Origin of the sequence: Kitasatospora sp. NPDC088779 (assembly GCF_040685395.1) — a bacterium.
Lineage (GTDB): Bacteria > Actinomycetota > Actinomycetes > Streptomycetales > Streptomycetaceae > Kitasatospora.
The window spans coordinates 124188-145430 of the sequence record NZ_JBFBHW010000004.1; the positions used below are offsets into that span (position 1 = coordinate 124188).

20 protein-coding genes, 1 tRNA gene and 1 pseudogene are annotated in these 21243 nt (G+C 72.2%); 19 read left to right on the plus strand and 3 right to left on the minus strand.

Going from position 1 to position 21243, the window contains the following annotated elements:
- Window positions 1-259: 259 nt before the first annotated feature.
- Window positions 260-778 carry a YbhB/YbcL family Raf kinase inhibitor-like protein gene (locus tag AB0P03_RS04825; protein WP_363627839.1) on the minus strand — a complete coding sequence of 173 codons (519 nt, stop codon included), beginning with the start codon at window positions 776-778 and terminating at the stop codon, window positions 260-262.
- Window positions 779-1032: 254 nt separating this feature from the next.
- Between AB0P03_RS04825 and AB0P03_RS04830 the strand changes: the two genes are divergently transcribed.
- Window positions 1033-2199 carry a hypothetical protein gene (locus AB0P03_RS04830; protein WP_363579755.1) on the plus strand — a complete coding sequence of 389 codons (1167 nt, stop codon included), beginning with the start codon at window positions 1033-1035 and terminating at the stop codon, window positions 2197-2199.
- A 31-nt stretch (window positions 2200-2230) separates the two neighbouring features.
- Here the strand turns inward: AB0P03_RS04830 and AB0P03_RS04835 are convergent, their stop codons facing one another.
- Window positions 2231-3796: a helicase HerA-like domain-containing protein gene (locus tag AB0P03_RS04835; protein WP_363619500.1), complete on the minus strand. Its 1566-nt coding sequence runs from the start codon at window positions 3794-3796 to the stop codon at window positions 2231-2233.
- A gap of 202 nt (window positions 3797-3998) precedes the next feature.
- On the opposite strand from AB0P03_RS04835, the gene AB0P03_RS04840 reads away from it, so the two are divergent.
- Together AB0P03_RS04840 and AB0P03_RS04845 are read left to right on the plus strand one after the other, a co-directional pair.
- Window positions 3999-4295 (plus strand): type II toxin-antitoxin system VapB family antitoxin, encoded by a 297-nt coding sequence (locus AB0P03_RS04840; protein ID WP_063348635.1) that lies wholly within the window; start codon window positions 3999-4001, stop codon window positions 4293-4295.
- Between the two features lie 253 nt (window positions 4296-4548).
- The gene (locus AB0P03_RS04845; protein WP_363627902.1) at window positions 4549-5229 is read left to right on the plus strand and encodes a LytR C-terminal domain-containing protein; all 681 of its coding nucleotides are present in this window, start codon (window positions 4549-4551) and stop codon (window positions 5227-5229) included.
- A gap of 77 nt (window positions 5230-5306) precedes the next feature.
- Here the strand turns inward: AB0P03_RS04845 and upp are convergent, their stop codons facing one another.
- Entirely contained in the window at window positions 5307-5942 is a 636-nt protein-coding gene (gene upp, locus AB0P03_RS04850) for a uracil phosphoribosyltransferase (RefSeq protein ID WP_350876411.1), read from the minus strand.
- Between the two features lie 164 nt (window positions 5943-6106).
- Here upp and AB0P03_RS04855 point away from each other — a divergent pair, with 164 nt between their 5' ends.
- From AB0P03_RS04855 to AB0P03_RS04930, 16 genes and pseudogenes are all read left to right on the plus strand, one after another.
- Entirely contained in the window at window positions 6107-6343 is a 237-nt protein-coding gene (locus tag AB0P03_RS04855; protein WP_063348632.1) for a hypothetical protein, read from the plus strand.
- A gap of 303 nt (window positions 6344-6646) precedes the next feature.
- Window positions 6647-7183 carry a tRNA adenosine deaminase-associated protein gene (locus AB0P03_RS04860; protein WP_363579757.1) on the plus strand — a complete coding sequence of 179 codons (537 nt, stop codon included), beginning with the start codon at window positions 6647-6649 and terminating at the stop codon, window positions 7181-7183.
- A gap of 51 nt (window positions 7184-7234) precedes the next feature.
- Complete coding sequence (gene tadA / locus AB0P03_RS04865) at window positions 7235-7762, plus strand: tRNA adenosine(34) deaminase TadA (protein ID WP_363627840.1); 528 nt, start codon at window positions 7235-7237, stop codon at window positions 7760-7762.
- 93 nt (window positions 7763-7855) lie between these two features.
- Window positions 7856-7942: transfer RNA gene (locus AB0P03_RS04870), tRNA-Ser, on the plus strand.
- Between the two features lie 452 nt (window positions 7943-8394).
- Complete coding sequence (locus AB0P03_RS04875; protein WP_167745863.1) at window positions 8395-8559, plus strand: hypothetical protein; 165 nt, start codon at window positions 8395-8397, stop codon at window positions 8557-8559.
- Between the two features lie 92 nt (window positions 8560-8651).
- Complete coding sequence (locus tag AB0P03_RS04880) at window positions 8652-8945, plus strand: Dabb family protein (protein WP_063348630.1); 294 nt, start codon at window positions 8652-8654, stop codon at window positions 8943-8945.
- A gap of 338 nt (window positions 8946-9283) precedes the next feature.
- A complete protein-coding gene (locus AB0P03_RS04885; RefSeq protein WP_244293642.1) occupies window positions 9284-10066 on the plus strand; it encodes an RNA polymerase sigma factor SigF in 783 nt (260 codons plus the stop codon).
- Window positions 10067-10210: 144 nt separating this feature from the next.
- Complete coding sequence (locus AB0P03_RS04890) at window positions 10211-11104, plus strand: RNA polymerase sigma factor SigF (protein WP_363627841.1); 894 nt, start codon at window positions 10211-10213, stop codon at window positions 11102-11104.
- A gap of 799 nt (window positions 11105-11903) precedes the next feature.
- Window positions 11904-14255 (plus strand): hypothetical protein, encoded by a 2352-nt coding sequence (locus tag AB0P03_RS04895; RefSeq protein ID WP_363627842.1) that lies wholly within the window; start codon window positions 11904-11906, stop codon window positions 14253-14255.
- Between the two features lie 114 nt (window positions 14256-14369).
- Window positions 14370-15884, plus strand: coding sequence for a GT4 family glycosyltransferase PelF (gene pelF / locus AB0P03_RS04900; RefSeq protein WP_350876425.1), 1515 nt, complete (start codon window positions 14370-14372; stop codon window positions 15882-15884).
- Window positions 15881-16036, plus strand: coding sequence for a hypothetical protein (locus AB0P03_RS04905; protein ID WP_363627843.1), 156 nt, complete (start codon window positions 15881-15883; stop codon window positions 16034-16036). Before pelF ends, AB0P03_RS04905 begins: the two co-directional genes overlap by 4 nt.
- Entirely contained in the window at window positions 16033-17550 is a 1518-nt protein-coding gene (locus AB0P03_RS04910; protein WP_363579762.1) for a hypothetical protein, read from the plus strand. Before AB0P03_RS04905 ends, AB0P03_RS04910 begins: the two co-directional genes overlap by 4 nt.
- Window positions 17551-17733: 183 nt before the next feature.
- On the plus strand, window positions 17734-18726 hold the full coding sequence (locus AB0P03_RS04915) for an SDR family NAD(P)-dependent oxidoreductase (RefSeq protein WP_363579763.1): 993 nt from the start codon (window positions 17734-17736) through the stop codon (window positions 18724-18726).
- Between the two features lie 74 nt (window positions 18727-18800).
- Window positions 18801-19502, plus strand: a pseudogene (locus AB0P03_RS04920) (sugar phosphate nucleotidyltransferase); the annotation flags it as partial.
- Window positions 19503-19627: 125 nt separating this feature from the next.
- The gene (locus AB0P03_RS04925; protein WP_363627844.1) at window positions 19628-20545 is read left to right on the plus strand and encodes an NAD(P)-dependent oxidoreductase; all 918 of its coding nucleotides are present in this window, start codon (window positions 19628-19630) and stop codon (window positions 20543-20545) included.
- Window positions 20542-21237 (plus strand): spherulation-specific family 4 protein, encoded by a 696-nt coding sequence (locus tag AB0P03_RS04930; protein WP_363627845.1) that lies wholly within the window; start codon window positions 20542-20544, stop codon window positions 21235-21237. Before AB0P03_RS04925 ends, AB0P03_RS04930 begins: the two co-directional genes overlap by 4 nt.
- Window positions 21238-21243 lie beyond the last annotated feature (6 nt).

Consider the following 21243-nt stretch of genomic DNA (forward strand, 5'->3'; position numbering starts at 1 on the left):
CAGCCCGAGGTGGTCGGGCGAGCAGGAGACGCCGGACAGCGGCACCCGCCACTCCCCCTGCGGCGCGGCCACGACCACCTCGCCGTCGAACGGCAGCCGGACCGGCGGCCAGGATCCGGCCGGCGCCAGGTGCTGCTCCGGCACCACCAGGAGGGCCGGTTCCCCGGCCGGCCCGACCGTCCAGGCCACGGCCCTGCGACCGGCCGACCGGGCCTCCTCGGGCAGCCGCCGGACCTCGACCGGATCGTGGCCCCCGTGCTCAGACCCCGTACTCGGCGGTGAGCAGCGCCCGCCCCAGCGTGTGGAAGGTCAGGTGGAAGCCGATCTGGGCCGCCGGGGTGTCGGCGGAGACGTCCAGCTTCTCGACGTCCAGGGCGTGCACCGCGAACACGTACCGGTGCGGGGCGCCGGGCGGCGGGGCGGCGCCGTCGTACTGGTGGCCGGGGAAGTCGTTGCGGCCGTGGAAGGAGGCCGCGCCGGGCAGGTCGTCGTCCGAGGAGCCGGCGCCGCGCGGCAGTTCGACCGTGTCGGCGGGCAGGTTGAGGGCGAGCCAGTGCCACCAGCCGGAGCCGGTGGGCGCGTCCGGGTCGTAGCAGGTGACGGCGATGCTCCGGGTGCCCTCGGGCAGGCCCGACCAGGCCAGCTGCGGCGACCGGTTGCCTCCGGCGTGGCTGAACTCCCCGGCCAGTGTGCCGCCGTCGATGATGTCCTGGCTGGTCAGCGGGAAGGACGGCACCTGCGGCAGGAAGTCGTACGGCAGCGGCGGACGAACGCTCATGGGGTGGTCACCTCTCAACGGGCCGTGAACGGCCTCGGGCTGAAGGACGCTGAAGGACACGGTCCGACGGGCACGCGCTGTCGGACACGGCCTGACGGACACGGCTCACTGTAGTGGGGGCCCGTCCGGTCCGGCCGCCCCGATCCGGCCGCCCCTCGTTCGGGCCCGGTCCGCTCGAATTGCCAGGTATAGACCAATCAGGCGCCTGCGGCTAGCGTGGACAGCGCACCCGCCCCCAGCTCCGGAGCCGCACCGTGGAGTCGTCCGTCCTCGCCTTCGCCACCGACCTGCTCGACGAGGGCGCCGACACCTTCTTCGGCAACCTCACCGACCGCGCCGGGGTCGGCGGCGTCACCCTCGCCTCGGTCTACCACGAGGCCCGGGACGTCTTCCCGCACAACCCCCGCCGGGTGATCCGCTACCTGGAGCCGGGCGCGGCCTACTTCCGCCCCGATCCGGCCCGCTGGCAGGGCCGTCGGCTGGCGCCCGTGCCCTCCACCGCGATCGGCGACCGCGACCCCTTCGCCGAGGCCGCCGCCGAGACCCGCCGCCGGGGGCTGAAGCTGCACGCCTGGACGGTGTTCTGCCACAACGACCGGCTCGGCTTCACCCACCCGGACTGCGCCCCGGCCAACGCCTTCGGCGACCGCCACCTCACCGAGCTCTGCCCGGCCCACCCGGAGGTCCGGGAGTACGCACGGACCCTGGTCACCGAGCTGGCCCGGTACGGCGTGGACGCGATCCGGGCCGAGTCCCTGCACTTCCACGGTCTGCGCCACGGCTACCACCACGAGCGCTACTTCGAGGAGCTGGGCGCGGGCGCCGAGGCGCTGCTCGGCATCTGCTTCTGCCCGCACTGCCGCGCCGCCGCCACCCGCGCGGGCGTCCCGGCGGAGGAGGTCGCGGAGGCCGTCCGCACCGAGCTGCGCCGCCGGCTGGCCGACGAGGCGGCCGCCGCCGAACCCGCGGACCTGAGCGCGCTCGCGGACGGCGCCCTGGCCGCCTACCTGGACGCCGCCACCACCACCGTCACCACGCTGGCCGCCGAACTGACCGAGGAGGCCCGGCGCCACGGCATGCGGCTGAGCTTCATGGACGGCGCCGGCCCGGGCAAGGGCTGGCTGTCCGGCATCGACCTGCCCGCGCTCGCCAAGGCGACCGACCAGATCGAGACGCTCGGCTACGCGAAGACCCCGGAGGCCGTCCGGGAGAAGATCGCCGCGTTCGCCCTGCACGGCGTCCGCCCCCAGGACATGGCGGTGATCCTGCGGCCGATGGCCTCGGACTGCGACGGTCCGGCGAACCTCGCCGCCAAGATCGCCACCCTGCGCGAACTGGGCGTCCCCGAGGTGGAGTTCTACAACTACGGCCTGATGCGGCTGTCCTCGCTCGACCGGATCGGCGCCGCCCTGGCCGGCTAGGCGCCCACCCCCACCGTGCGGGGCCCGGCCGCTACCGCCGCCGCTTGGACGTCCCGAACAGGCTGCGCGAGATCTCCTGCCCGAGCTGCTTCCCGGCCGAACGCGCCAGGGACTTCACCGTCGGGTTGCTGAGCAGCGAATCGAGCAGCCCGCCCGCCCCCTTCGGCTCCTCCCGCCGCGGGGCGGGCTCCCGCTCCTTCGGCGCCCTGGCCGGTGCGGCGGCCTCCGGCCTGGGCGCCCGCGCCGCCCGCGCCGCCAGCTTCTCGTACGCCGACTCCCGGTCGATCGCGTCCCGGTAGCGCGCCGTCAGCGGCGAGGCGTCGACGACGGCCCGCAGCGCGCCCGCCTCGATCGGCCCCATCAGGGACTGCGGCGCCCGCAGCCGGGTGGCCGCGACCGGCGTCGGCGCGCCCTTCTCGGAGAGCACGGTCACCACGGCCTCGCCGGTGCCGAGCGAGGTGAGCACCGCGCCGAGGTCGTAGGAGGAGCGCGGGAAGGTCGAGACGGTGGCCTTGAGCGCCTTGGCGTCGTCCGGGGTGAAGGCGCGCAGCGCGTGCTGCACCCGGTTGCCCAGCTGCGCGAGCACGTCGGAGGGGACGTCGCGCGGGGATTGGGTGACGAAGAAGATGCCCACGGCCTTCGAGCGGATCAGCCGGACGGTCTGGGTGATGGCCTCCAGGAAGGCCTTGGAGGCACCCTTGAACAGCAGGTGCGCCTCGTCGAAGAAGAACACCAGCTTGGGCTTGTCCAGGTCGCCGATCTCGGGCAGTTCCTGGTAGAGGTCGGCGAGCAGCCACATCAGGAAGGTGGAGAACAGCCGCGGCCGGTCCTGGACGGCGGGCAGTTCCAGCACCGAGACGACGCCCCGGCCGTCCGGGGCGGTCCGCAGCAGTTCGGCGGTGTCGAACTCGGGCTCGCCGAAGAACGCCCCGGCGCCCTCGTTCTCCAGCACGGTGAGCGCGCGCAGGATCACCCCGGCGGTGGCCGACGAGAGGCCGCCGATGGTCCTCAGCTCCTCCTTGCCCTCGGGCGAGGCGAGGAAGGCGATGACGGCGGTGAGGTCCTTGAGGTCGTACAGCTCCAGGCCCTTGGTGTCGGCGTAGTGGAACACCAGGCTGAGCGAGGACTCCTGGGTCTCGTTCAGGTCGAGCACCTTGGCGAGCAGCAGCGGCCCGAAGCTGGTGACGGTGGCGCGGATCGGGATCCCGGCGCCCTGGCCGCCGAGCGAGTAGAACTCGACCGGGCAGCCCTGCGGGGTCCACTGCTGCCCGACCTCGGCCGCGCGGGCGGCGGTGCGCTCGCTCGGCGCGCCGGGCGCGGCGACGCCGGAGACGTCCCCCTTGACGTCGGCGAGGAACACCGGCACGCCCTGGGCGGAGAGCTGTTCGGCGATCAGCTGGAGGGTCTTGGTCTTGCCGGTGCCGGTGGCGCCGGCGACCAGCCCGTGCCGGTTGAGCACCCCGAGCGGGATGCGCACCTGGGCGTCCGGGTAGGCGGTGCCGTCCAGCAGCACCGCGCCGAGGTCGAGGGCGGGCCCGGTGAAGGCGTACCCGTCGGCGATCTCCCGGACGGCCGGCGGGGTGGGGGCGGAGGACATCGGGGCACTCTCCTGGGCGGTGCGGGGAGGCGGGGCGGGCCCGGAACCCGGTCCCGGGCGGGCCGTGTCCCGATCGGAACCGGGCGATGTTCGCGACATTTCCCATCAAACAGCCGCAATCGCCCTCCCGCAGCTCACACCCGAGTGCGTGGCGGCGTCGCGGCGGCTGCGCCATCCGCCGCCCAAACGGTAGGCTTTCCGTGTGATCTTCAAGCGCATCGGCAATGGGCGGCCGTACCCGGATCACGGCCGGACGAGCACCCGCCAGTGGGCTGACGTCGCCCCACGCCCGGTGCGGCTCGACCAGCTGGTGACCACCAAGGGGCAACTCGACCTCGAAACCCTGCTCGCCGAGGACTCGACCTTCTACGGGGACCTCTTCGCGCACGTGGTGAAGTGGCGCGGCGACCTGTACCTGGAGGACGGACTGCACCGGGCGGTGCGGGCCGCGCTGCAGCAGCGCCAGGTGCTGCACGCCCGGGTCCTCGAAATGGAATGACGGACCCTCTGCACGGGCTCCTGGACCGCCCCCTCGCCATCCGGCGGAGGGCGGTCCGCGCGTACCCGGGTACCTCCTTTCGGGTACCGGCGTACTCCAGATGATGATCATTTAGTACCTTCGCAGCCTGACGGCACTACGCTGCTGACTACGGCCGCGACCAGGGGATCCGCCCGCACCACGGGATCCACCCGCACCAGCCGATCCGTCATCCCGACCCCGCCCTGGCACGAGGGGGAGACAAACCGTGAGCATGTTGACTCCCCAAGGCCTCAAGGGGAAGCAGTACCGCGTCACCGGCAACGCCTATCCACGACTCGGCCGGCCCCCGAGGAAGAGCCGCAAGGTGATCTCCGGGCTCGCGAGCCTGCTCGCCCTGGCCCTGATCGGCCTCGGCGGCGTCCAGCTCTACGACATCTTCAGCGGGAAGAACAAGAACTCCTCCGCCCAGGCCTGCGTGACCCCGTCGGGCAAGCCGCTGGCCGCCCCCTCCCCGGGCGCCACGCCAGATGCTCCCACCGCCTCCGGCGCCCCCGCTGCCCCGGGCGACCCGCACGCGATCCCGCAGCCGGCCGGCGTCACGGTGAACGTCTACAACGCCACCACCAAGGGCGGCCTGGCCGGCCGGACCGCCGAGGAGCTCAAGAAGCGCGGCTTCACCATCGGCAAGGTCGGCAACGCCCCGGCCGAACTGGACAAGAAGGTGCCCGGCACCGCCCAGGTGATCGCCGGCCCGGCCGGCGCCGGCGCCGCCACCCTGCTCGGCTCGCAGATCGCCGGCGCCACCACCACCGCCGACGCCCGCACCGACGGCACCGTGGACTTCGTGGTCGGCGACAGCTACAACGCCCTGCTGGACGAGACCCAGGCGGCAGCCGCCCTCGCCCTCGCGACCAAGCCGTCCCCCACCCCGACCGCCACCGGCAGCTGCTGAGGCCGGTCGTCCCGCGCGACAACAGGAGAGCCCCCCGGCACCGCGCCGGGGGGCTCTCGTCCGTTCGGGGGATTCGCTCAGCCGGCGGTGCCGTACAGGCGGTCGCCCGCGTCGCCGAGGCCGGGCACGATGTAGCCGTTCTCGTTGAGCCGCTCGTCCAGGGCGGCGGTGACGACGGTGACCGGCAGGCCGGCCAGCTCGCGCTTCATCACCTCGACGCCCTCGGGGGCGGCCAGCAGCACCACGGCGGTGACGTCGGTGGCGCCGCGCTCGATCAGCATCTTGATCGCCGCGACGAGGGTGCCGCCGGTGGCCAGCATCGGGTCGAGCACGTAGACCTGGCGGCCGGAGAGGTCGTCCGGCATCCGGGTGGCGTAGGTGGAGGCCTCCAGGGTCTCCTCGTTGCGCACCATGCCGAGGAAGCCGACCTCGGCGGTCGGCAGCAGTCGGGTCATCCCGTCCAGCATGCCGAGACCGGCGCGCAGGATCGGCACGACCAGGGGGCGGGGGTAGCTGAGGCGGGTGCCGAGCGTGACCGCCACGGGGGTGGTGATCTCCACCTCGTCGGTGCGGACGTCCCGGGTGGCCTCGTAGGCGAGGAGGGTCACCAGCTCGTCGGTCAGGCGACGGAAGGTCGGCGAGTCGGTGCGCTCGTCGCGCAGGGTGGAGAGCTTGTGGGCCACCAGGGGGTGGTCGACGACGTGGAGACGCATGTATCGAGGTTAGCCCGGGTCTGCACGCCTGTACGACTCGCCGCGTGCCGACCGCCCCGTCGCCGGGGTGCACCCGGCCGTGCCGCGCCGTGGCGCCCCGCGAATGTCCGGACGGAAGCGCCTCCTGTGGTATCAACCGGGCTGATCTGGGAATGTCACGTCTTATGACGAGCAACCCGAACGCCGGGGACGGCTCGGCGGACGAGCCCGCAGGCCGGTCGGGCAATCGCCCCGGCCCGCCACAGGACCCCCCGGAGACCGAGGCGGACCGCCGCAGGCGGCGGGCCGTCTTCCTGCGCGAGCTCACCGAGGCCCGCGAACTCCGGGAGCGGGTCCAGCCCCGGCGGACCAAGGAACGGCGGATGCGCGAAGCCATGCGGATGCGAACCTTCCGGATCTGACGAGGATCCGAAGCGGTTCCGGCGCGGCGCCCTCCGCAGCTCCCCTCGCGGCTCCGCCGACCGGCCGGTCCGGATCCGACGGGCCCCGGGCGGTGGCGCCGGCGCCACACCGGCCGCCGGCCGGACCTTCCGACACGACCTGCAAAGACGCGCTGCCGAACACCCCCCGCAAGGGCGGGCTTTCTGTCACGATTCCGATGGGACGGTCCGAACGAGCGGACCGCCTCTGGCGCGGGGGCGGCCAGATTTTCGCGTTGCCCGAGCGCGCCGACAGCCGAGACCGAGATCTTGGGAGTGTCCCTGGTGGCGTACTTCGCTGCAGTGCTTGCTCGCACCGAGGACGGGTGGGATGTGAGCGAGACGGAGCTCGACGACGTCGAAACCCTCGCCGACCTGACCGAACTGGCCCGCGACTCCACGCAGGACGACGACAGCGTCCTGATCTTCATCGAACAGGAGGACGCCTGGTTCGCCATCGTCCGGGTGGACGGCGAGGAGGACCCGCGGATCTTCGTGTCCGACGGCGCCGCCGCCGCCCGCAGCTCCTACGGCTCCGTCCTCACCGACGAGCTGGTCGACCAGGCCGGTGAGAGCGAGTTCGGCGACCTGGACCACCTGGTCGTCGAGCTGGAGGAGGACGAGGAGACGCAGGAGCAGGACGAGGACGCCCGCAGCGGCGTCCCGGTCGGCCCGCTCGGCGACGCCCACCTGCTCACCGAGTTCGGCCTGGCCGCCGAGGAGCTGCTCGCCCTCAGCGGCGAGGGCGCCGTCCCGGGCGACGCCCTGGAGGAGATCGCCGAGGCCCTCGGCTGCGGCGAGGTCCTGGAGGCGGTCCGGTAGCGGGCGGTGACCAGGCCGGTGCCCACCGCCGGATACCCGACACTGGATGCCATGCAGTCCGCATCCGCCCCGCAGGCCGTCCCCCGCATCGCCCCGCTGCCCGCCCCCGTCCGCCCCGACCCGGTCCGTGACCGCTGGGCGGCGCCGATGCGCCTCGCCATCGCCGAGGCCGCCCTGGCGCCGGCCACCGGCGACGTCCCGGTCGGGGCGCTCGTCCTGGGCCCGGGCGGCGAGGTGGTCGGGCGCGGCCACAACGAGCGCGAGGCGGTCGGCGACCCGACCGCGCACGCCGAGGTGGTCGCGATCCGGCAGGCGGCCGAACGGATCGGGGAGTGGCGGCTCAGCGGCTGCACCCTGGTCGTCACCCTGGAGCCCTGCACGATGTGCGCCGGCGCCATCGTGCTGTCCCGGATCGACCGGGTGGTCTACGGCGCCCTCGACGAGAAGGCCGGCGCGGCCGGCTCGCTCTTCGACGTGATGCGCGACCGCCGGCTCAACCACCGCCCCGAGGTGGTCTGGGGCGTCCTCGCCGACGAGTGCGGCGAGCAGCTGCGCGAGTTCTTCGAGTCCCACCGCTGACGTCCGGCGCCGACTTCCGCCGCCGGCTCCCCCGTCGGCCGCCCGGCCATACGGATTTCGTGACCGCGCCACCCGTCCGGTAGAGTTCCCCTCGGTAGCGTGTCCGAGCGGCCAAAGGAGCACGCCTCGAAAGCGTGTGTGGGGGCAACTCCACCGTGGGTTCGAATCCCACCGCTACCGCTGTAGAGCCCGAGGGCCCGTCCGATCCGGACGGGCCCTCGGCGTTTCCGCGCACCCTCGAACGCGAAAAGGGCTCCGTACTCCGGGCTGATGACCACCAACGCCCGGAGAGTACGGAGCCTGGAAAGGGGGAGCGGCTCGGGGGGACGACCGCTCCCCCGGCGGAGTCCCACAACCGGCGCCGCGTCGGGGGGAAGCCGCGGCGCCCGGTCCCACAGCGGGGAACTCCGGATCCACGCACCGGGGATTCCTGCCAGATCCTCGGCACGTCTCCCATCCTGCCGCCCGGGACGTTTCCGGGCATCCGGAGAAAGGCCCCACTCACGGGGACCTTCGTCCCGCCGGGCAAACGCGTCGCACACTTGATAGCCCGTCCGATGGATAAGCTGCTTCCGCAGGGCCGCTCGGGGACCCGGATGGCGGCGGCCCACAGCAGGAGAGGACGACACCCGATGGCGCAGGCGAAGAAGATCGGCATGGCCCTCCTGCTCATCTTCGTCCTCTACTCGATCATCAGCTCGCCGGCCCGCTCCGCCCAGCTCGTCCAACTGGGCTTCGAGGGCATCTCGAACGCGGCCAAGGCGGTCGGCACCTTCATGACCGGGCTGATCAAGTGAGCCGTCCGGTCGCGTAGGGCCCGTCGTCCCGCCCCGGCGCACCGGCTACGGTGTGCGGGACCCTCTGTCCCCGTCCGCGAGGAGCGGCAATCGTGATCCGGCATCTGGTCCTGTTCAAGCTCAACGAAGGCGTCCGCAAGGACGACGAGCGCGCGCTCGCCGGCGCCAAGGCGTTCGCCGAGCTGGGTTCGCTGATCCCCGAGCTGCGCGAGTGGGAGTGCGGCTGGAACACCACCGAGCGGGACATCGCCCACGACTACGCGATCAACAGCCTGGTCGAGGACCGCGACGCCCTGCACGCGTACCTGACCCACCCGGCCCATCAGGCCGCGGCCGGTCAGTGGCGCGAATTCGCCACCTGGGTGATCGCCGACATCGAGGTCTGACACCCGAGGCACCCGGGTCCGTCCCTCGGACGGCCCGCCGCGCCCCGTCCGGCCACCGGACGGGGCGCCTTGCTCCACCCCGGAACGATCCGTGCGGCGCCTGGGCGGGAAGCCCGGTGAAGCCCCGACCCCGCACCAACACACCTCCGCCGGGTGCTTGCCCGACCTGCGCCCGCCTTGTGATGCTATGACCGGTTTTGCCGGACATGGCGAGGTGGTGAAGCAGCCGCGACACCCGATCCGCAGGGCCCTTCGTTATCGACTGAGGGAGGGGTGACGTGTCCGACGAGGTACTGGCGTCGATCATCAGCCCGGCCGGCGAGCTCCGCCCGGACGGTCTGCGCGGCCCCGGCGGCCGCCCCGCGGTGGACGTCCGGACGCTGACCCGGGTGCTGTTCGAACGGCTCGCGGAGCTGCCCCCGGGCACCCCAGAGCGGGAGCGGGTCCGGGCCGCCCTGATCGAGGTGAACATCCCCCTGGTCCGCTACGCGGCCACCCGCTTCCGCAGCCGCAGCGAGCCGATGGAGGACGTCGTCCAGGTCGGCACCATCGGCCTGATCAACGCGATCGACCGCTTCGACCCCACCCGCGGCGTCCAGTTCCCCACCTACGCACTGCCGACCATCCTCGGCGAGATCAAGCGCTACTTCCGGGACAACGTCCGCACCATGCACGTCCCGCGCCGGCTCCAGGAGCTGTGGGTCCAGGTCAGCGGCGCGATGGAGGAGCTGACGGTGCTGCACGGCCGGGCCCCCAAGGTGCCGGAGATCGCCGCCAGCCTGCGGATCCCCGAGGAGGACGTCCGGGCCTGCCTGGACGCCGGGCGGGCCTACAACGCGGCCTCGCTGGAAGCGGCGCAGGAGCACGAGGGCGGGCTCGCCCTGCTGGACCGGCTCGGCTACGAGGACTCCGCGCTGGCCGAGGTCGAGCACCGGGACATGGTCCGCCACCTGCTGGTCCAGCTGCCCGAGCGGGAGCGGCGGATCGTGATGCTGCGGTTCTTCGCCAACCTGACCCAGTCGCAGATCAGCACCGAGCTGGGGATGTCCCAGATGCACGTCTCGCGGCTGCTCTCCCGCATCCTGACGAGGCTTCGGACCGGCAACTCCTGGGAAGACTGAGATTGCAGCGCGTTACCCTCGCGTGACATCTTGCGACGTTCGGGTTTGCCGTGGACCGTGTTCCGGTATGGAGGGGGAGGGCCCCCGCCGGGAACCTCCGTGCGACGGCCCCCGTTCAACTGTCAGTCACAAGGGGGTGGGCGCATGTCCGGAGAGCTGGGCACTGCGGAGATCCACGCTGGTCAGGCCAACGGTACGGCTGTCGCCGAGGACCGGATCCCGCTCCAGCGGGTCCCGGCCGCCGCGCCGCCCGGGCCCGAGGCGCCGCCCGGCTCCGGGCTGGACACCCGGACGCTGTCGCGCTCGCTGTTCCTGCGGCTGGCCGCCCTGGAACCGGGCAGCGCGGAGCACGCGTACGTCCGCGACACCCTGATCGAGCTCAACCTGCCGCTGGTCCGGTACGCCTCGGCGCGCTTCCGCAGCCGCAACGAGCCGATGGAGGACATCGTCCAGGTCGGCACCATCGGCCTGATCAAGGCGATCGACCGGTTCGACCCCGAGCGCGGGGTGGAGTTCCCCACCTTCGCGATGCCCACCGTGGTGGGCGAGATCAAGCGCTTCTTCCGGGACACCAGCTGGTCGGTCCGGGTGCCCCGGCGGCTCCAGGAGCTGCGACTGGCGCTCACCAAGGTCGGTGACGACCTGTCCCAGCGGCTGGACCGCTCCCCCACCGTCGCCGAGCTGGCCACCTGCCTGGGGGTCAGCGAGGAGGACGTGGTCGAGGGCCTCGCGGTGGGCAACGCGTACACCGCCAGCTCGCTCGACTCCAGCCCCAGCGAGGAGGACGGCGACGGACCGCTGGCCGAGCGGCTCGGCTACGAGGACCTCGCGCTGGAAGGCGTCGAGTACCGGGAGTCGCTGAAGCCGCTGCTGGCCAAGCTGCCGCCGCGCGAGCGCCGGATCATCATGCTGCGGTTCTTCGGCAACCTCACCCAGTCGCAGATCGGCGAGGAGATCGGCATCTCCCAGATGCACGTCTCCCGGCTGCTCACCAGGACGCTGACCCAGCTCCGTGAGGGCCTGATCAGCGAGGGCTGACAAGCCCAGGGAAGCCCTCCGTCGCCGTCCTGGCAGGCTGCGCGTCAGCCTGCCAGGACGGCGTCGTCCATCGCCCGGGCCGGCCACTGCGGTGGCGCGTTCGACGGGCGCGCTCGACGGTGCGCAGGTAGTCGGCGAGGACAGTTCCGCGGTCGGCGCCGACGGCGTGCGCGCAGCGGGCCGAACTCGTCGGTAATGACATGGTTCAGGCCATCACTGCACAGGGCCGCGGCGCCCGCCCGCCGACCGTCCAATAGCCGTCGGGATCACGGTCGTTGAGCGCACCGCGCAGTCCGGGACTGCGCCCGACCAGCGCCGTTCGACCGGTTCCGGCGCCGCTTTCCGCCCGGCCCCGATTGCACCGGACTCGGTCCGCCGATCGGCCGCACGAGCACCTCCATTGCATATTCGGACTGTCACATGGCACAGCGGTGCCCGATATTGCATGAACCTGCCCAAGGCGTCGGCAAGATGTGCAAGAGTGTCATGCGCGACGACGACAGTGTAGGTGTCCGGTGGTCCGCCCAAGCCGCACGGGCGGTAACCAGGTGTAGCTCTCAGCTTCCGCTTTTTCATTCTCAATTCATTATTTGCATGGCCGGTCCGGTTCCGGTCACAATCGGCGCCTTCATGGCTTCGCCATGAACGTTGGTAACAGGTTCGCTGCACTCTCGCCCAATTGGTCCCTCGCAGAGGCCCCCCTCGACCAGGATGGGCGCCGGGCAGCCTGCTGCCCGCGAACAGCTACAGGGCAGGCGAGCGCTGAGCAGCGAGGCGCCTACCCAAGGGGAGGATCACCATGGGTCGAGCGACCCGAAGAGTTGCCGCGTGCGCGGCGGCAGTTCTGCTGGCCAGCGGCCTGCAGACCACCCTGGCCCACGGCGACACGCCGCCCAGGATCGACCTCACCATCCTGGTCATCGACGACGGAGGCCCGTCGGTCGCGGCGATCACCGCCGAACTCAAGAACCAGGGCACCCCGTACAAGGTCGTCAACCTCAACGACACCAACCGTCCCATCATCAACTCCGCTTTCCTCAGCGACACGGTGAACGGCCAGCCCCGCGGGAAGTACCAGGGCATCGTCCTTCCCAACGAAAACCCCTTCCCCAACAGTGCGGCCGAGATGACGGCCATCGCGGGCTACGAAGCCGCATTCGGAATCCGGCAGATCGACGCGTACACGTTCGCCAGTCCTGCGGTGGGGCTGAACTACGCGGTGAATCCCGGTTACTACGGCACGCTGGACGGATTCCAGGGCGCCACCACCACGGCCGGCACTTCGGGCCCGTTCGGGTACCTGAAGGGCAGCGTGCCGTTCGAGGACAACGACCCGACCGTCAGCGAGAGTTACGGTTACCTGGCCACGCCACTGGCCAACCTGCCGGCCGGCGCCTCGTTCGTCCCGCTGGTCGACGCCGCGATCCCGAGCACCACCTCGCGCGGTTCGCTGGTCGGCGAGTACACCCACGACGGCCGCAAGGAACTGGTCGTCACGTTCGTCTACAACCAGTACCAGCAGCAGTACCGCCTGCTGGCCCGCGGCATGGTCGACTGGATCACCCAGGGCGTCCACCTCGGCTACGACCGCAACTACTTCGCGGCCCACGTGGACGACGTCTTCCTGGCCGACGACCGCTGGGACACCGTGCTCAAGTGCACCCCCGGCGACGTCACCTGCCCGCCCGGCACCCCGGACACGGCCAGCCCGATCCGGATGACGCCGGACGACGCCCAGCACCTCAAGCAGTGGCAGACCGCCAACAACTTCACCCTGGACATGGTGTTCAACGGTGGCGGCAGCGAGGACTGGAAGGCCGACCACCAGACCACGGTGGACCCCACGGCCAACCAGATGATCGCCGACCAGAACAGCTACCGCTGGGTCAACCACACCTACACCCACCCGTACCTGGGCTGCGTCCAGGACGTCACCGTGGTGCCGTGGCGCTGCACCAAGGACTCCTCGGGCAAGACCGTCTGGACCGACCAGAACACCATCTCGGGCCAGATCAAGGACAACTTCGACTGGGCCGCCAAGAACGGCCTGAAGGTCGACCCGCAGGCCCTGGTCACCGGCGAGCACTCCGGTCTGCTGACCGCCCCGCAGGAGACCAGCGACAACCCGAACCTGGCGCCGGCGCTGGCCGCCAACGGCATCAAGTTCACCGGCAGCGACGCCTCCCGCGAGCCCGCCCAGCGGACCGTCGGCTCGTCCACGCTGACTGTGCCGCGCTACCCGATGAACGTCTTCTACAACGCCGGCACGGCGAAGGAGGAGGCCGACGAGTACAACTGGATCTACACCAGCAAGGCCAACGGCGGCAGCGGCGTCTGTGAGAACAACGCCAACTCCACCTGCCTGACGCAGCCGCTGGACGTCAACACCGGATTCCAGTCGTACATCGTGCCGCTGGAGGCCCGGATCGACCTCGGGCACGTGCTGAGCAACGACCCGCGGCCACACTTCATCCACCAGTCGAACCTGTCCGAGGACCGGATCCTCTACCCGGTGCTGGAGAAGATCCTCGGCACCTACCGGTCGCTGCACGCCGACAACACCCCGATCGTGAACCTCGGCGAGCGCGAGATCGGCCTGGAGTTCCAGCGCCGCGCCGCCTGGAACTCGGCCATCTCGGCCGGCCAGGTCACCGGCTACCGGGTCGGCAACACCATCACGGTCAACGCTCCGGCCGGTGTTCAGGTCCAGGCCACCATGCCGACCGGAACTTCTCAGAAGCTGGTCATCGGATCGACCGCCTTCGGTTCGTCCTACGCCGGTACGCTCTCCGGTTGGGTGTCCCCGGGCACCCTGCAGAGCAGCGTCTCCCTGCAGCTCCCCTCGGCCGGCACCCCGGCCGCCCCGGCCGCCGTCGCCCCCGGCGTCGCGGCCAAGTCCGTCCCGGCCCCGGCCCCGGCGGACAAGAAGGTCGTCCCGCAGGGCGTCGCCACTCCCGTCCCGGTGGGCCCGAGCGACACCGGTCGTACCAGCGCCCCGACCCTGGTCCCCGGTAGCGGAACCCCGGTGCCCGGCAAGGGCGTCGCCACCGACGGCAGCGACGGCACCGCCGCTGCCGCCAAGAGCGGTAAGGCCACCGGGGGGGCGGCCTCGCTCGGCACCAGTACCACCGGACGCTCCGGCAACCGGTAGCCCGCAGCACCCGATGGCGGGGCCGGGCCGGTCGCCCGGTCCGGCCCTGCCTCGGGTCCCGTTCCGGCCACCCAGACCGGACACCGAAGCAAGGAACAGGAGGGGGGACAGGAGATGCGCGTCACCCTGCTCACCGAGGGGACGTATCCGCACCAGCACGGCGGTGTGAGTGTCTGGTGCGACCAGCTCGTTCAAGGCATGCCGGACGTCGACTTCGACGTCATCGCCGTCACTGGTACCGGCCAGGAACCGCTGGCCTGGGAACTGCCCGCCAACGTGCGGTCGGTCACGACCGCACCGCTGTGGGGCCCGGCCTCCGAGGCCGGACCGCCCCGCGGCAAGGAGATGCGGCGCTTCCTCAACGCGTACGAGCGCTTCCTCCACTCCATCCTCGATCCGGTCTACACCACCCACTTCGGCACCGAGCTGTACGGCTTCGCCGACCTCGCCCGGCGCGGGCTGCTCAGCCCGGCGCTGCGCAGCGAGCGCGCCCTGCGCACCCTCCAGCACGTCTGGACCCGTGACTACCTGCCCACCGCCGTCTCCCGGCCCACCATGCACGACGCCCTGAACGCCACCGACCTGCTGGAGCACGCCCTGCGGCCGCTCTCGGTCGAACCGCCCACCGGCGGCGTCGCGCACGCCGCCAGCGGCGGGCTGGCCACCCTGCCGGGGCTGATCGCCGCCCAGCAGTACGGCGTACCGTTTCTGCTCACCGAGCACGGCATCTACCTGCGCGAGCGCTACCTCGGCTACCGCACCGGCCCGTATCGCTGGCCGGTCAAGGCGCTGCTGCTCGGCTTCTACCGGATGCTGGCCGAGGAGAGCTACCGGCAGGCCGCGCTGGTCACCCCCGGCAACCGGTACAACCGACGCTGGGAGGAGCGCGGCGGCACGCCGTCCGCCCACATCCGCACCGTCTACAACGGCGTGGACCCGGCGGCCTTCCCGCCCGCCGGGCCCGAACCCGAGACGCCGACCCTCAGCTGGGCCGGCCGGGTCGACCCGATCAAGGACCTGGAGACGCTGATCCGGGCCTTCGCCATCGTCCACCGTGAGATCCCCGAGGCGCGGCTGCGGCTCTTCGGCGGAACCCCCAAGGGCGGCGAGGCCTACCGGGACGGCTGCATAGCCCTGGCCGCCGAACTCGGCATCGCCGACTCGGTGGCCTTCGAGGGCCGCGTCGCCGACATCACCGACGCGTACGCGGCGGGCAACGTGGTCATGCTCTCCAGCATCAGCGAGGGCTTCCCGTTCACCCTGATCGAGGCGATGTCCTGCGGCCGCGCGACCGTCTCGACCGACGTCGGCGGCGTCCGCGAAGCCGTCGGCGACACCGGACTCGTCGTCCCTCCCCGCGAACCCGAACCGATGGCGGCCGCCGCGATCGAGCTGCTGCGCGACGCCGAACGGCGCGCCCGCCTGGGCGAACAGGCCCGGCTGCGGGTCATCGAACAGTTCACGCTCCGCCAGAACATCGACGGCTTCCGGGGCATCTACACCGAACTCCTCGGCACCGCCCGCTGGATGCCGGACGGCGTGGTGGCCGTCACCGACCAGACCCCCACCACCGACTGGGACCAGCAGCTCGCCGCCGCCCAGCCCCAGCACAGCGAGGTGGGCGCGTGAACGAGCGGAGCGAGAGAACCATCGAGAGGTGCGTGTACCGCGAAGCGGCCGCCGAGCGCAGCGGGGGGCGCGTGAACGAGCGGAGCGAGAGAACCATCGAGAGGTGCGTGTACCGCGAAGCGGCCGCCGAGCGCAGCGAGGTGGCAGCATGAGTGGCCCCCTGCGGCTCGTGGAGGACGAGGGCGGCTCCGAGCGGACGATGCAGCTGCGCACCCTGCCGCTCAAGCGTCGCCGCCCCGCCCTGCCGGCCCAGCCCGAGCCCGAGGAGCAGCTCGACCTCTCCGCGGATCCGCTGGACGAGCTCGCCGAGCGGCTGCACGACATCTGCGCCGATGCCGTCCACCCGTACGAGATCGCCGCGTTCCTGGAGTCCGACGGCCTTTCCGACGAGCAGGCCGCCCTGCTGTACGGCCGCCCCGACTCGTTCACCCTCGCCGAGGAGCTGTTCGAGAAGGTCGAGCGCCGCTATCCCGGCCCGAGCTCCGAGTTCGCCAACCCGTGGCGGGCCGACCCCTGGCGCTGCGTCGTGCGCGGCCTGGTGTTCGCCCTGCCCGGGCTCGGCTACCTGCTCGGCGCCAACCTGTTCGCGGCCACCCGGATGCGGTTCGGCCTGCCCTCCGGCATGCTCGCGCTGTCCGTCGCGACGCTGGTCAGCTGGGGCTTCAACCAGGCGCTGGCACACCGCTCGTACCGCTGGCTCGGCCGGCTGCGGCGCCGCGAGGCCGCGATCTGCCTGGCCCTCGGGGCGCCGCTGGGCGCACTGGTCGCGTCCACCGCGGCGTACGTGGTCGGCGGGCCGCTGGGCGCGCTCTTCTTCGCCGCCGGGCAGTCGCTGTACCTGGGCGCGGCCACCGTCCTGCTGGTGCTGGGGCGGGAGAAGTTCCTGCTGCTGGCCCTGGTTCCGGCCTCGGTGGGCGCGGGCGTGGTGCTGGCCGCGGACGTCCCGCAGGTCGTGCGGACGGTCGTGCTGCTCGTCTCGCTGGTGCTGGCGGTCGGCCTGGCCGCCCGGGAGCTGCTGTTCTGCATCCGCGGCGGCGAGAAGGAGTCCGTCGAGCTGAAGCTGCCGATCCGCCAGGAGGTCCCGCACCTGCTGTTCGGCCTGGCCTGCGGCACCCTCACGCTGATCGCCGGCCTCGGCGAGACCATCCACCAGGCCGTGCAGACCGGCGCCGCGCACGGCGCGAAGGCCACCCCGACCGGACCGGCCATGATCGCGCTGACGCTCAGTCTCGGCCTCGCCGAGTGGCTGCTCTTCCGCTACCGGGCGATGGCCGTGGCCGCGCTGCGCACCAGTCACACCAGCGGACAGTTCACCCGCCGCACCGGCGGGATCCTGCTCGGCTGCCTGTTCATCTACCTCACCACCGTGGCCGCGCTGGACGCCGCCACGACCGTGCTGTGGCCCGGCGCCCCCGCGCTCGGCGTGCCGCAGCTCGGCGCGATGCTGCTCCTCGGCGGCTCGCTCTGGCTGGCGCTGCTGCTGAACGCCTTCGGGTTCAGCTGGAGCACCGCCCTCATCTGTCTGGCCGCCGCGGGTGCCGAGAGCGCCGGGCTGCTGACCGGTGCGGATCCGATCGTCCTGCAGCTGATCGGCTGCGGGGCGGCCGCCTTGCTCCTCACCGCCATCGCCGGGCCTGCGCTCGGCCGCACCACCCAGCACCGCTGAACACCGAAATCACGCACGCCCAATTCGCGTGCACCGCTGGACCCGCTCCACCTGAACACGCTCCACAACGCGCTTCACCGCAACACGCTTCACCCGCACACGCTTCACGGCACAGCTGAACCACCACCGGCCGGTCGCCACCGGGAGTCCGGCCGTTCCCAAAATCGAGAGAGCGAATCACGCATGAGCAGCGTCGCGGTCACCGGAGCCGAGGGCTTCATCGGCTCCCACCTCGTCGAGTCCCTGGTTGCCGACGGGCACCAGGTCCGGGCCATGGTCCAGTACAACTCCTTCTCGTCCTTCGGCTGGCTGGAGACCCTGCCCAAGGAGGTGCTGGACTCGGTCGAGATCGTCCTCGGCGACGTCCGGGACCCGGGCTCGGTCAACGGCCTGGTCAAGGGCACCGAGGCGGTCTACCACCTGGCCGCCCTGATAGCGATCCCGTACTCCTACCGGGCCCCGCACTCGTACGTCGACACCAACGTCACCGGCACCCTGAACGTGCTGGAGGCGGTGCGCCACCAGGAGATCCCGCGCCTGGTGCACACCTCCACCAGCGAGACGTACGGCACCGCGCAGACCGTGCCGATCACCGAGGACCACCCGATCAACACCCAGTCCCCGTACGCCGCCTCCAAGGCCGGCGGGGACCGGCTGGCCGACAGCTACCACGCCAGCTTCGAGACCCCGGTCGTCACCCTGCGCCCGTTCAACACCTTCGGCCCGCGTCAGTCGATGCGCGCCGTCATCCCGACCGTGATCGCCCAGGTCGCCGCCGGCGAGACCGAGATCACCCTCGGCGACCTGCGCCCGACCCGCGACTTCACGTTCGTCAAGGACACCGCGCACGCGTTCCGCACGGTCGGCACCGCTCCCGCCGAGACCGTGGTCGGCAGGACCTTCAACGCCGGCACCGGCGGCGAGATCTCGGTCGGCGACCTCGTCTCCCTGGTCGGCAAGCTGATGGGCGTCGACCTCCTGGTGAAGGAGGACGAGCAGCGCATCCGCCCGGCCAACTCCGAGGTCATGCGCCTGGTCGCGGACGCCACCCGGCTGCGCGAGGCCACCGGCTGGGCCCCCCAGTTCACCCTGGAGCAGGGCCTGGAGCAGACCATCGAGTTCTTCCGCGACCCGGCCAACCTGGCCCGCTACAAGACCGACATCTACAACGTCTGACCGCCGTAGCGATCAATGCCCGTCCTGGTAACCAAGGTTCGTGTCCTGCACATCCTTTCCGTGGGGGAAACACCATGCATGCAGTGATCCTGGCCGGCGGTAAGGGCGTCCGCCTCCGCCCGTACACCACCGCGCTTCCCAAGCCGCTCGTCCCGATCGGCGACCAGCACGCGATCCTGGAGATCGTGATGCGCCAGCTCGCCGCCGCGGGCTTCAAGACCGTCACCCTGGCCATCGGCCACCTCGGCCACATCATCCGCGCGTACGTCGGCAACGGCTCCCAGTGGGGGCTGCGGGTCGGCTACGCCGTCGAGGACAGCCCGCTCGGCACCATGGGCCCGCTGCTCACCATGCAGGACCGCCTGCCGGAGCACTTCCTGGTGATGAACGGCGACATCCTCACCGACCTGGACTTCGCCGGGGTGCTCAAGCACCACGAGGCGTCCGGGGCGCCGCTCACCATCGCCACCTACGCCCGTCAGGTGAAGATCGACTTCGGTGTGCTGACCGCCGAGTCCGGCAGCATCACCGGCTTCCAGGAGAAGCCGAGCATCGACTACCGCGTCTCGATGGGCGTGTACGGCGTGTCCCGTTCGGCACTCGCCAAGTACACCCCCGGCCTGCCGCTGGGCTTCGACGAGCTGGTGCTGGACCTGCTCGCCGCCAAGACCCCGCCCGCCGCGTACGACTTCGGCGGCTACTGGCTGGACATCGGCCGCCCGGACGACTACGACCGGGCGAACGCCGAGTTCTCGTCCATCCGACCGGTGCTGATGCCCTTCGAGTCGGCCGCCGCCGGCCAGGGCGTGGCGGAGCTGCCGATCCCGGCCGCCCGCACCGCCCCGGACGACACGGCCGAGGCTCCCGCCACCGCGGGCGCCCAGAGCGACGGACGGGCCGCGTGAGAATCCTGCTCCTCGGCGGCGACGGCTTCCTCGGCCGTCACGCCACCGCCGTCCTGCGGTCACTGCCCGGTGCCACCGTGCTGACCGCGGGCCGGCGGCCCGCCCACGACCTCCGGCTGGACCTGGCCACCGCCCAGGCCGGCCCGCTCGGCGAGGAACTCGCCGCGCTGGCACCCGACGTGGTGGTCAACTTCGCCGGCGCGGTGGCCGGCAGCGCGGTCAAGCTCGCCGAGGTGAACGCGCGCGGCCCGGCCGTGCTCTGCGAGGCGCTGCAGCTCGGCGCCCCGAAGACCCGGCTGGTGCACATCGGTTCGGCCGGCGAGTACGGCGTCTGTCCGGCGGGCAGCTCGCTGTCCGAGGACTCCGACGCCCGCCCGGTCGGCGTGTACGGCGCGACCAAGCTGGCCGGCTCCCTCGCGGTGGCCGGCTCGGCGCTGGACGCCGTGGTCCTGCGGGTGTTCAACCCGGTCGGCCCGGGGGCACCGGTGGGCTCGCTGCCCGGCCGGCTGGCCGCCGAGCTGCTCCGGGTGGCGCCCGAGGGCGCCGACGGCGTGATCACGGTCGGCGACCTCTCCGCCTACCGCGACTTCGTCGACGCCCGGGACATCGCCCGCGCGGTCGGCCTGGCCGCCGCCGCGGACCGTCCGCTCCCCCGGGTGCTCAACCTCGCCTCCGGGCAGGCCCGGCAGGTCCGGGCGATCGCGGACGGGCTGGCCGCCGCGGCCGGCTTCACCGGCCGGATCGACGAGAGCGGGGCGGGCTCCGAGCGCTCGGCCGCGGTCTCCTGGCAGCAGGCCGACGTGTCGGCCGCCGCCCGGGAGCTCGACTGGCACCCGGAGACGGACCTCGCCGACACCCTGCGCGACCTGTGGCTCAGCACCGCCCAGCCCGCCTCCCCACCGGTCGTCGCATGACCGGCGGGATCATCCCCGACGGCCGCCTGCTGGTGCCGCTGTACGTCCACCCCGCGGTGGACCCGGCGGCCTGGCAGGCGGTCGCCGCCGCCGACCCGGGCCGGATCGCCGCCGTCGTGCTCAACCTCGCCGACGGGCCCGGCGAGAACCCGGACAGCGTCTTCGCCGAGGCCGCCGACCGACTCCGCGCGGCCGGAGTGCCATTGGTCGGCTACACCGACACCGACTACGGCCGCCGACCGCACGCGGCGGTGGTCGCCGACATCCTGACCTACCGTCAACGCCACGACATCACCGGCGTCTACCTCGACCAGGTGGCCACCCACCCGGGCGCCCTCGCGCACTACCGGCGGCTGGCCACGGCCGCGCGCGCGGCCGGCTGCGGCACCGTGGTCTTCGGCCACGGCGAGCACCCCGACCCGGGGTACGCCGAAGTCGGCCTGGCCGACCTGCTGGTCACCTTCGAGGGCGACTGGGACACGTACCGCGCGATGACGCTCCCGCTGTGGACCGGCCGCCACGCGGCCTCCCGCTTCTGCCACCTGGTGTACGACGTCCCCGCCGAACACGCCGAGGACGCCACCGCGCTGATCGCCGCCCGCCGGGCCGGCGTCGGCTGCGCCGTACCGGGCGCCGGGGAGAACCCCTGGCGCACCCTGCCCTACGGCCTGACCGCTGCTGAACTGACCTGACCCGAT

Bases quoted from the DNA above. Each gene is read 5' to 3' on its own strand.
- AB0P03_RS04825 (WP_363627839.1), bottom strand. From the start codon at position 778: ATGAGCGTTCGTCCGCCGCTGCCGTACGACTTCCTGCCGCAGGTGCCG.
- AB0P03_RS04835 (WP_363619500.1), bottom strand. From the start codon at position 3,796: ATGTCCTCCGCCCCCACCCCGCCGGCCGTCCGGGAGATCGCCGACGGG.
- AB0P03_RS04845 (WP_363627902.1), top strand. From the start codon at position 4,549: ATGTTGACTCCCCAAGGCCTCAAGGGGAAGCAGTACCGCGTCACCGGC.
- upp (WP_350876411.1), bottom strand. From the start codon at position 5,942: ATGCGTCTCCACGTCGTCGACCACCCCCTGGTGGCCCACAAGCTCTCC.
- AB0P03_RS04855 (WP_063348632.1), top strand. From the start codon at position 6,107: ATGACGAGCAACCCGAACGCCGGGGACGGCTCGGCGGACGAGCCCGCA.
- tadA (WP_363627840.1), top strand. From the start codon at position 7,235: ATGCAGTCCGCATCCGCCCCGCAGGCCGTCCCCCGCATCGCCCCGCTG.
- AB0P03_RS04875 (WP_167745863.1), top strand. From the start codon at position 8,395: ATGGCGCAGGCGAAGAAGATCGGCATGGCCCTCCTGCTCATCTTCGTC.
- AB0P03_RS04890 (WP_363627841.1), top strand. From the start codon at position 10,211: ATGTCCGGAGAGCTGGGCACTGCGGAGATCCACGCTGGTCAGGCCAAC.
- AB0P03_RS04895 (WP_363627842.1), top strand. From the start codon at position 11,904: ATGGGTCGAGCGACCCGAAGAGTTGCCGCGTGCGCGGCGGCAGTTCTG.
- pelF (WP_350876425.1), top strand. From the start codon at position 14,370: ATGCGCGTCACCCTGCTCACCGAGGGGACGTATCCGCACCAGCACGGC.
- AB0P03_RS04910 (WP_363579762.1), top strand. From the start codon at position 16,033: ATGAGTGGCCCCCTGCGGCTCGTGGAGGACGAGGGCGGCTCCGAGCGG.
- AB0P03_RS04915 (WP_363579763.1), top strand. From the start codon at position 17,734: ATGAGCAGCGTCGCGGTCACCGGAGCCGAGGGCTTCATCGGCTCCCAC.
- AB0P03_RS04930 (WP_363627845.1), top strand. From the start codon at position 20,542: ATGACCGGCGGGATCATCCCCGACGGCCGCCTGCTGGTGCCGCTGTAC.